Source organism: Desulfobacula sp. (assembly GCF_021107415.1).
The window spans coordinates 1-8,330 of the sequence record NZ_JAIOSW010000032.1; the positions used below are offsets into that span (position 1 = coordinate 1).

Here is an 8,330-nt window from a genome sequence, read left to right on the forward strand (position 1 = left end):
CACCTGAATGTTTTGTGGAGATATCTTCCAATGATGCTCAAATACTCGGACTTGATACAGGATCTATGGTGGATGTGTCTTCGCGCAGGCGTAAAATCAGTGCAAAACTCAAAGTATCCTCAAAAGCTGTAGAAGGAACCATTTTTACCCCCTTCCATATCACCAAGGCCGCAGTCAATGAACTGACAAATGCAAAGCTGGACCCAATAGCCAAAATACCCGAGTTTAAAGTCTGTGCTATAAAGATTGAACCTGCTATCTAAAATTTTTAATTTTGAGTTGTGAGTTGTGAAAGTTACAACTCACAACTTTTATCAAATCATGAAAATACAAAATATAAAAGAAATAATACTGGGCCCCAGGCAATTGACATTTGGGTTTGATAATAATGCCCGACAAGAACAAGATTTGGTAGTCTCTTGTATCGTCGAACAATTTGAAACCCATGGACAGGTAATATTGGATAAATTTATTCCCCATTTAAAGGAGCAGCACGATTTAACAGAGATTGATGCACTCCAATATATTTTCTGGTCTGCGCATGAATTAAAAATCCATTTTAGAAGTGATGGTAAAAATATTGTACCTTTTGAAGCCAAACAAATTTTACTTAAATCTCCAGAAAAATGTGTGGAAATACTTACAAATAAAGTTGTGAAGGATTCAATATTTCAGGATGTGACATATTTTTATCAAAAATTATTCAAGGGGAAAAATAATAATAATTTTAATGATCAATATGATTTTGCCTGTTCTTTACTATCGGATTTAAAAAACTGGGAAACAAGCCTTAATTCATTCAAACCCATTGCTCAAAAACCATTTTATCCGGGCAACAAAAAAATCAATGAACATTTGCAATCATTAAAAATAATGTTGGCCAGGCAAGACTCTTATTCCATAATTTATACTTGTTATAATAATAAAGAAAAAATCGCTAAAATGGCTGATAATATAAAAATCTTTTCGACCTTTTATCCCCGGCAGGTTAAATTTTGGGAGGTGTTGATTAAATCGATTGAAAAATTTCGTGTTAACTTAACTGAAATAAAGAAAAATTCAGAAATATTTGCAGATTTTAACAGATTAACCCAACTTTTAGCATCACCTTCTCCTTACAATTTGATCACTGAAGCAGACCGATTATTGAAAACGGTTCAAAAGCATAATGATCAAATTGTACAAAAACGAACCAAAGCCCATCGGATGAAGGCAATATCAAAAATAGAGGCAATGATTGAAAAACTGGTTAACTTATTTGATAGTTACAACCCTGGCCAGGATATGCGTAATAAATTTTTATATGCATTGAGGAGTTCAAAAAAACAATTGCTGCATACTAAAAATATCAAACAAATTGACCTGTTACTCTGTGACACAGAGGATATGGTTGATGATTTTGTTGAAGAACTTGAATAAACACAAATAAAATCTGTATCAAATTTACAAAAGCTTAAACCTGATCCGCAGGACACCGTCCTCAAACCCTGTTGTCGTGCCCTGGTTGAACTCACATGAGGGCCAATACACGGGCAGGCATCGTAATCACCGATACGGACAATTCTCAATTCATTTAAGCCTTCTTTTTCCGGCACTCTTTCAAGGTTAAATTGCTTTTGAGCGTCCTCTCTGGACACGATTTCAATGATAATCGGAAGATCTTTTTCTATCTGTTGATTTACCGTTTCCTGTAATTGATTTGTCTCAAGCTCAGTCAAAGGACGATCAAAATAATAATCACATTTGGATTTCTTTTTATTGATGTGAGCACTGAAGCATCTGTTACATCCAAATTTGCTCACCATTGACTGGTTCAGAAGATGTTCAGCCGAGTGCATTTTAGGATCATAGTTTTTTGACATATTTTACCTTTTCTTCATGGAAGCGATTCCAGTAAAGCCTGTGTTTGCAAAAAATCTTCAGGCAGTTTGGCTTTAAAAAACACTTTCCTGCCTGAATAAGGATGCCTGAAAGCAAGCTGCCAGGAGTGAAGCATTTGCCGGGAAGTAATGCCTTTTTTCTTTCGATATCTTCTGTGCTGATATATCCGGTCTCCGATTAACGGATGATCAATGGCGTAAAAATGCACTCTGATTTGATGGGTCCTTCCTGTTTTTAACAGCGCCTCAACCAGGCAGGCTGTTTTAAAATGCTTTTTGACTTTCCAGCATGTTCTGGCTGATTTCCCATCTTCATGATTTATGGCCATTATTTTTCTTTTCACCGGATGTCGGCCAATGGGAAGATTGATTTCTCCCTCATCATCAGAAAAATTTCCGGAAACCAGGGCAAGATACCGTTTCTCCACCCGCCGCTGTTTGAATTCTTTTTGCAGAAAATGTAAAGCCTTGCGGGTTTTAGCAACTACCATTAAACCGCTGGTATCTTTATCCAGTCTGTGGACAATCCCGGATCTGAATTTATCTTCTCCAACACTTCTTATTTCGGGGTCATGGCACAATAATGCGTTTACAAGAGTTCCGGTCAGATTTCCCGGTGCGGGATGAACCACCATACCCGCCTTTTTATTGATAACAATAATATACTCATCTTCAAATTCAATATCCAGATGAATCTTTTCAGACAAAACAATAGTATCAATAATAGTATCAGGAATAATCCCGGTAATAATATCACCTGGTTTTACCCTGAACCCTGGTTTCTTTTTTTTATTATTAACGAAAATATCACTGTTATTTATCAGAAGTGCTGCCCTGCTTCTGGAACAGGCCTTGGTAAGATTGGAAATCAGTATATCAAGACGGGTGTCTATTAGATCTTCAGATATGTTAATATTTACTTTCATGATAAAAAAACCGGCGAACTGTTTTGCCCGCCGGTTTTCAAATTTGTTTGCTACTAAAGAGTGTTAGTTAAAAAGGCTCTCAATCTCCTGCATCATGGCTTTTTCATCTATATCCTTGGCTGTAGACAGCTCCTGAACCAATAAATTCTGAGCTGTATCAAGAAGCTTGCGCTCACCAAAGGAAAGATCTTTTTCAAGCTTTAACTGGAAAAGGTCTCTGAAAACTTCAGCAACATCATAAATGGAACCGGTTTTAATTTTATCCATATATTCCCTGTATCTTCGGTTCCATGTCTGGTTATCAGCACCTTGTGCCTTTGCCTGCATAACCTTGTAGACTTCAGGAACCTCTGTTTCAGGGATGACCTCCCTTAAGCCCACTGATTCCACGTTTGAAGTCGGAATCATAATCACCATACCATTTTCCACGATCTTCATCATGTAAAAATTTAAGGTATCACCGTTTATCTCCTTGCTCTCAATTGACTCAATGTAGCCAACACCATGCGCAGGATAAACAGCCAGATCACCTTTGGAAAATTCTTTTTTAGTTGATGTTACTTCTTTTGCCTTGGTTTTTTTGGATTTTCCAACCATAGATTGCCACCTTTTTTTTATAGAAACAATTAGCCCATCATCAGGCAGAAGACCATATTTAAACAATATTGTCAATGAAATAATTTAATGAGCGATTAAAATTCAATAACATCTTCCGGGAATCATTGAGCTTTTTGACACCATTTTTTGTCAGCACAAGTGTATTTTATATTACAATGGATGCTTAGTGGCCTATTGTCTGGTATTAAATAAATTCATGGCAGACGTCACACCATTTTCAAGGATATAAAGGCAGGCATCTGACGCAGTATCGATACAATGGTCCAGTATTTTTATTTCATCAGGGGAAAAACTGCCAAGAACATGCCCTGTCACATCTCTTCCTGATCCGGGATGGCCGACCCCTACTCGGATTCGGATACAATCCTTTTTACCGAAAGCATCAATGATGGAGCGGACACCGTTATGTCCGCCATGGCCACGGCTTTTAACGATTTTGATTTTTCCAAAGGATAAGTCCATATCATCATGGACAATAATGATATCTTCCATACCGACTTTATAATATGAAGCAAATTTATGGATGGGGAAGCCACTTTTATTCATATAGGTTAAAGGCTTCACAAGAAAAACATCATTGCCTTTAATCCTTGCTTTCACATACTCAGAATCAAACCGGGTTTTATCAATCGTAAGGCGGGATTTTGAAGCCAGGGCTTCAACGACTAAAAAGCCGATATTATGACGGGTCCGGGCATAATTTTTACCTGGATTGCCCAGACCCGCAATAATTTTAAATTTCGAATCCGACATCTACAATGGAATTACTCTTCCGCAGTCTCTTCATCAGCAGGGGCAGCCTCAACTTCTCCCTCTTCCAGAAGTTCTTCATCTTCATCAATTTCTTCTTCTTCTATAGTCGGTGCGCCAATTGTAATCACTGTAAAATTAACGTCATGGGGAATTTCAACATTCTCACCCAGGTCAATGTCTTCAATATGAACTGAATCACCAACGTCAAGATCATTAATATCAATCTGGATACTGGAGGGTGTGTCAGCCGGTTTACAGACCACATCAAGTTCACGTCTGATAATCTGGAGAAGACCGCCCTCTTTGACGCCGACACTTTCACCAATGGTTTCAACCGGAACACTTACAGTAACTATTGTATCCATATCAATCTCATGCAAATCAATATGCAGATAATTCAATCCAAATGTATCCATCTGCATATCCTTAAGCATAACAATTTTCTCTTTTCCGGAAGCCCCTTCAACCTTGAGCTTGAAAAAGAGCCCGGTTGAGCCATGTTCCCTGATGATTTTTATAAATTCGACGGTTTCAAGAGAGAGCATTGCAGGCTCTGTTTTTGCCCCGTAGACAATAGCAGGTATGGCATTATTTCTTCTTAATACTCTGGCAGCACCTTTACCCTTAGTTTCTCTTGATTTTGCGTTTAACTCAATTAATTCCAACGTTCTTTCCTCCGTAACTGCATGCATGCATGCTTAAAAACTAATATATCAATTATTTTATACAAATAGAGAATTTACAGAATCACCCCTGTAACTACGCATAATCGCTTCACCAACCAGTTTGGCAATGGACAGCGTCTCAATTTTGTCGCAGTGTTCTGCTTCTTTGGACAGAGGGATAGTATCTGTTACAACAAGAGAACTTAAAGATGATTTGTTTATTCGATCAATAGCCGGTCCTGAAAGCACGGGATGCGTGCAATACGCATGAACCGCATTTGCGCCCTTGTCCATGATAACACTTGCAGCCTCTGTCAATGTCCCTGCCGTATCAACCATGTCATCAAGAATAATCGCTGTTTGATCCTTAACATCCCCGATAATGGCCATGGCTTTTGCCTTATTGGGCGCACTTCTTCTTTTATCAATAATGGCAAGGCTGGCATTGAGTCGTTTGGCATATGCCCTTGCCCTTTCAACACCACCGGCATCAGGTGAGACAACAACCAGGTGTTCGGGATGGCGGGTTTTAACATCATCAATTATGATCGGAGCAGCATAAAGGTTATCCACCGGACAATTAAAAAACCCCTGGATCTGTCCGGCATGCAGATCCATTGTTATCACCCTGTGAACTCCTGTATTCTCAAGAAGGTCTGCCATTAATTTGGCACTGATGGGAACCCTGGGAGATACTTTTTTATCCTGCCGTGAATATCCGAAATAAGGAATAACCGAAGTAATTCTACTGGCAGAAGACCGTTTAAAAGCATCAATTAAAAGTAACAACTCAACAAGATTTTCATTCACAGGATTACAGGTGGACTGGATCACAAAGATTTCCTGTTTCCTTACATTCTCCTGGATTTCAACCTGAATTTCTCCATCACTGAAACGGTTAACTTTCAATTTCCCTAACGGTTTTGCAAGATATTCTGAAATCTTGTCTGCAAGAACAGGATTCGAATTACCCGCAAAAATTGACAAGCCATTCATATCAAATCTCTTTTCCCCCCCCAATTTATAAAATCAGGCATAAAATCAGGTATAAAATCAGGTTATTAAAATATGGCTGGGGCGAGAGGACTCGAACCTCTGAATGCAGGGATCAAAACCCTGTGTCTTACCACTTGACGACGCCCCAATACATTAAACTATTACAAATTCTACTTAAACGAGGAAAGAAATATTTTTCTTTTGCTCCTGGCCCACTTTCTCAAAAGCCTTTCATAGCCCTTGTTTGCGTTTTCACGGGCTGAGAAAAGAGCAAAAAGAGATGAACCGCTTCCCGTCATAACTACTCTGCGCTGCAACAATAATTCCATCTCTTCTTTTGTTTCTTTGATCTCAGGATAGAGCCTGCATGCCGATTCTTCAAGGTCATTGTGCATCTGATCCCTTACATCAAATTCCTGTCCCCGTAACGGTATATTCAAACCAGTGTTCATATTATATTTTTGGTTTAATGTCAATCTAAAATCAATATTTTTATATACATTTGCTGTTGACGCAGCAATACCGGGGTCACACAAAACAAGATGATATGGTCTTAAATTTGGTACTTTTTCAAGCCTTTCTCCAACACCTTTTGCAATTGCCGGACTTCCAAAAATAAAAAAGGGGACATCTGCACCCAGACTCAATCCTATTTTCATCAGTTCTGCTTTTGAAAAAGGTCTTTTATAATAATTGTTTAAAATGGTTAGAATAGTTGCTGCGTTACTGCTCCCACCACCCAGTCCCCCTCCCGGGGGAATTCTTTTTTTGATTTCAATGGAAAGACCTTTTTTTTCACAACTTTTTTTTTTAAATAAATGATAAAACAATACCGCTGCTCTATAAGCGAGATTTGATTCATCGCTCGGCACATCAGGATGATCACAGGCAATCGACAATTCTTTTTGTGAAAAATCAATATAAATATCATCCCACAGATCAATCTGTGTCATCAGAGAATAAAGGTTATGATACCCATCCTCTCGTTTGGAGGTGACATACAAAAACAGGTTTATCTTTGCAAAGGATGCACCTCTTTTTATCAAGCTTTTGCCTCAACATATGCCATCCTGATTTCAGTGAGCAATGCCCCAAGAAGCTTAGTTTCGTCCTCGGTCAAATTCCCTTTGGTCTTTTCTTCCAGCATGGCAATCATATCAATGGTGTGCTTTGCCAGTTCAAGATTAATGGATTTTTTTCCGGTTGAAGGATCTTCAACCTTGCCAAGCTGGACAAGTCCTGATGAATATAATGATAAAATAAAGCTTGAAAAATCAATTTTTAACGGGCCTTTGGTGCCTGTTGGGGCATCTTTCATTGTAAAACCGTTTCCTTTATCCATTTTCTTTCTCCTTGAATAAATTATCCTATCGTCCATTGAATATCAAAGTGATCTTTTGTCACTGATGCAAGGTACCCGTCAAAATAAAAACTTTCAACTAAATATTTTTTATCTAAATAGTGAACAACTAAATTTTTATCATCAATAACAGTTTTTATCTTTGCTTTAGACAGACCCCGTATCCCAACTGCTGTTTTTTTTAATACAGCTTCTTTTGCTGTAAATGCCCTGAAAAAAACAGTATGTTTATCCTGGTTTCCAAAATATAATTCCTCTTCCGGATCAATAATTCTGTCAAACAAAGCATGAGAAAAATCCTTAATCCGCTCCAGGTCAACACCGATCTTTTCTGTTGAGACAACCCCTGCCACAAAATCGAGTTTATGACTGACAGACCAGCAGATACCATTTGAAGATAGAGGAACTCCCAAGGCATCCTTTTCAAATATGTCCAGATATAGCTTTGATTTTAAGGAGGAAGCCTTTGCACTTTCCCTGGCAAACTGACTTAAGGCAACAACTTTTTCTCTGCCTTTCAACACTTTAATCGTTTCAGGTACCTTATTAATAACCGGATATAAAAAAATAATCAGCTCTCCTGCTTTTCCAGTTGAATAATAATATCTGCAACCGTTGTACCTTCCCCTTCCTCGTGTACAAACAAGGGATTGATATCCAGTTCTTTTATCATGGGATGATTATCTGCCATGGCTTTTAACGAAACAATATGTTTTTCTACAGTTTCAATATCCGATGGTTTCTCTCCCCGCATACCTTTAAAGATCGGATACCCTTTGATACTTTTAATCATTCTTCTGGCAACGTTTCTGCCCATGGGGGATAACCTGAAAACAACATCTTTATAGACCTCAACAAATATGCCTCCCAATCCAAACATGACGGCATGTCCAAAGACCGGATCTTTTGATAACCCCAAAATAACTTCCTTTCCTTTTGGAGCCAGTTTCTGAATCAGAACACCCTCTATTTGTGCATCGGGATTATAGGCTTTGGCTTTTTCCATGATTGTTTCAAACGCTTCTTCTACGCCTTTACTATCTTCAAGCCCGACAACAACGCCGCCTGCATCTGTTTTATGCAGGATATCAGGAGAGACAATCTTCATGACAACCGGGTATCCAATCTTTTC

General features: G+C 38.4%; 11 protein-coding genes, 1 tRNA gene and 1 pseudogene. 2 read left to right on the plus strand and 11 right to left on the minus strand.

The genetic code is table 11. From position 1 onward, the window contains the following. Window positions 1–263 (plus strand): molybdopterin dinucleotide binding domain-containing protein (locus K8S13_RS01770; RefSeq protein ID WP_291459973.1); only part of this gene is annotated, 263 nt, incomplete at its 5' end. A 58-nt stretch (window positions 264–321) separates the two neighbouring features. After that, window positions 322–1,419, plus strand: coding sequence for a hypothetical protein (locus K8S13_RS01775; protein WP_291459974.1), 1,098 nt, complete (start codon window positions 322–324; stop codon window positions 1,417–1,419). Window positions 1,420–1,529: 110 nt separating this feature from the next. Here K8S13_RS01775 and K8S13_RS25540 read toward each other — a convergent pair. The 11 genes and pseudogenes from K8S13_RS25540 to K8S13_RS01825 all read right to left on the minus strand — a co-directional run. Then, a pseudogene (locus tag K8S13_RS25540) lies at window positions 1,530–1,862 on the minus strand (hypothetical protein); the annotation flags it as partial. Between the two features lie 14 nt (window positions 1,863–1,876). Next, a complete protein-coding gene (locus K8S13_RS01780) occupies window positions 1,877–2,806 on the minus strand; it encodes an RluA family pseudouridine synthase (protein ID WP_291459975.1) in 930 nt (309 codons plus the stop codon). Window positions 2,807–2,869: 63 nt separating this feature from the next. Then, window positions 2,870–3,403 carry a CarD family transcriptional regulator gene (locus K8S13_RS01785; RefSeq protein ID WP_291459976.1) on the minus strand — a complete coding sequence of 178 codons (534 nt, stop codon included), beginning with the start codon at window positions 3,401–3,403 and terminating at the stop codon, window positions 2,870–2,872. A gap of 192 nt (window positions 3,404–3,595) precedes the next feature. After that, the gene (gene pth / locus K8S13_RS01790; protein ID WP_291459977.1) at window positions 3,596–4,177 is read right to left on the minus strand and encodes an aminoacyl-tRNA hydrolase; all 582 of its coding nucleotides are present in this window, start codon (window positions 4,175–4,177) and stop codon (window positions 3,596–3,598) included. Window positions 4,178–4,188: 11 nt separating this feature from the next. Next, window positions 4,189–4,842 carry a 50S ribosomal protein L25 gene (locus K8S13_RS01795; protein WP_291459978.1) on the minus strand — a complete coding sequence of 218 codons (654 nt, stop codon included), beginning with the start codon at window positions 4,840–4,842 and terminating at the stop codon, window positions 4,189–4,191. Window positions 4,843–4,899: 57 nt separating this feature from the next. Beyond that, complete coding sequence (locus K8S13_RS01800) at window positions 4,900–5,838, minus strand: ribose-phosphate pyrophosphokinase (RefSeq protein ID WP_291459979.1); 939 nt, start codon at window positions 5,836–5,838, stop codon at window positions 4,900–4,902. Between the two features lie 73 nt (window positions 5,839–5,911). Beyond that, window positions 5,912–5,986: transfer RNA gene (locus K8S13_RS01805), tRNA-Gln, on the minus strand. Between the two features lie 22 nt (window positions 5,987–6,008). Then, entirely contained in the window at window positions 6,009–6,884 is an 876-nt protein-coding gene (gene ispE, locus K8S13_RS01810) for a 4-(cytidine 5'-diphospho)-2-C-methyl-D-erythritol kinase (protein WP_291459980.1), read from the minus strand. Next, the gene (locus K8S13_RS01815; RefSeq protein WP_291459982.1) at window positions 6,881–7,180 is read right to left on the minus strand and encodes a DUF1844 domain-containing protein; all 300 of its coding nucleotides are present in this window, start codon (window positions 7,178–7,180) and stop codon (window positions 6,881–6,883) included. The genes ispE and K8S13_RS01815 overlap by 4 nt, the downstream gene beginning before the upstream one ends. A 20-nt stretch (window positions 7,181–7,200) precedes the next feature. After that, window positions 7,201–7,722 carry a 4'-phosphopantetheinyl transferase superfamily protein gene (locus tag K8S13_RS01820; protein WP_291459985.1) on the minus strand — a complete coding sequence of 174 codons (522 nt, stop codon included), beginning with the start codon at window positions 7,720–7,722 and terminating at the stop codon, window positions 7,201–7,203. Window positions 7,723–7,769: 47 nt separating this feature from the next. Next, window positions 7,770–8,330: acetate--CoA ligase family protein (locus K8S13_RS01825; protein WP_291459986.1), on the minus strand; the 561-nt coding region annotated here is incomplete at its 5' end.